We start from the raw sequence: 1520 nt of genomic DNA, 5'->3' as shown, positions 1-1520 counted from the left end.
GCAATGGAAAATGTGAAGGGTATTATTGGCGACAAAATTACCTACACAAAAGGTCCTTATGAAGCAATCAAAGATGCGGATGCAGTATTGATTATGACAGAATGGCCACAATTCCGTACCCCAGAGTTTGAGGTAATGGATGTTTTGTTGAAAAACAAAGTAATCTTCGATGGTCGTAACTTGTATGAATTAGACCAAATGAAAGAACTTGGCTATACTTACTACTCAATAGGTAGAGACGCAGTTAAATAATTTTTAGGCATTAAGCAATAGGCTTTAAGCTTGAAATGTACAGATTTTAACATAAAAATAAAAAAGCTTATAGCCTATCGCTTACAGCTTTTAGCTAAAATATGAAACGAGTATTAATCACAGGTGGAGCAGGCTTTTTAGGCTCTCACCTTTGCGATAGATTTATCAAGGAAGGTTATCACGTTATTGCAATGGATAACCTCATTACAGGTGACTTAAAGAACATTGAGCACTTGTTCAAATTACCCAACTTCGAGTTTTATCACCACGATGTATCGAAGTTTATCCACGTTCCAGGCGAATTAGATTATATTCTTCACTTTGCTTCACCAGCATCTCCAATTGACTACTTGAAAATTCCAATTCAGACCCTTAAAGTAGGTTCATTGGGTATCCACAACTGTTTGGGATTGGCTCGCGTTAAGAATGCAAGAGTATTGATTGCTTCTACTTCGGAAGTTTATGGTGACCCAACGGTACACCCACAAACAGAGGAATATTGGGGTAATGTAAACCCAGTAGGTCCACGTGGGGTATATGATGAAGCAAAACGTTTCCAAGAAGCAATGACGATGGCATACCATACGTATCATGGCTTAGAAACTCGTATCGTTCGTATCTTTAATACTTATGGTCCTAGAATGCGATTGAACGACGGACGTGTATTGCCAGCATTCATTGGTCAAGCGTTGCGTGGAGAGGATTTAACGATGTTTGGTGATGGTTCACAAACACGTTCATTCTGTTTCGTTGACGATTTAGTGGAAGGTATTTATCGTTTGTTGTTGAGCGACTACGCTTATCCAGTAAACATTGGTAATCCAGATGAAATCACGATCAAAGAATTTGGTGAAGAAATTATCAAATTGACAGGTACAAACCAGAAGTTGATTTCGTTACCATTACCAAAAGATGACCCAAAACAACGCCAACCAAATATTACAAAAGCACAGGAGCTTTTAGGTTGGGAACCAAAAGTAAATCGTGCAGAAGGTTTAAAAATCACTTACGAATACTTTAAGTCATTACCAAACGATGAGCTATACAAAATGGCAGATCACAGAGGTTTTGAAGATTACGAAAGAAAATAAAAGAAAACCCCAAGCCTTAAATGCTTGGGGTTTTTCTTTTCTAAAAGGGCAGGCTATTTCGTCTATCTAAGGAAAGTTTTGCTCAATTTCGTGTAGATATTTAGGCTTCCCTTTTAGAGTATAAACAATTGATTATCAGGCATTTTTATCAAAAAGCAATCCCCGAAAATGCACAAA

Annotated in this window: 2 protein-coding genes; both read left to right on the top strand. The window is 37.6% G+C overall.

The window, feature by feature from the left end:
- A partial coding sequence (locus tag GVN22_RS27205) for a UDP-glucose/GDP-mannose dehydrogenase family protein (RefSeq protein WP_240915712.1) occupies nt 1-252 on the top strand: 252 nt, incomplete at its 5' end.
- Between the two features lie 101 nt (nt 253-353).
- A complete protein-coding gene (locus tag GVN22_RS27200) occupies nt 354-1343 on the top strand; it encodes a UDP-glucuronic acid decarboxylase family protein (RefSeq protein WP_166554142.1) in 990 nt (329 codons plus the stop codon).
- Nucleotides 1344-1520 lie beyond the last annotated feature (177 nt).

The organism is Cellulophaga sp. BC115SP, assembly GCF_009905545.1.
GTDB classification, from domain to species: domain Bacteria; phylum Bacteroidota; class Bacteroidia; order Cytophagales; family Spirosomataceae; genus Flectobacillus; species Flectobacillus rivi.
Note: the sequence above shows the minus strand (reverse complement) of the source record. Positions and strands in the feature narration are given on the sequence as shown.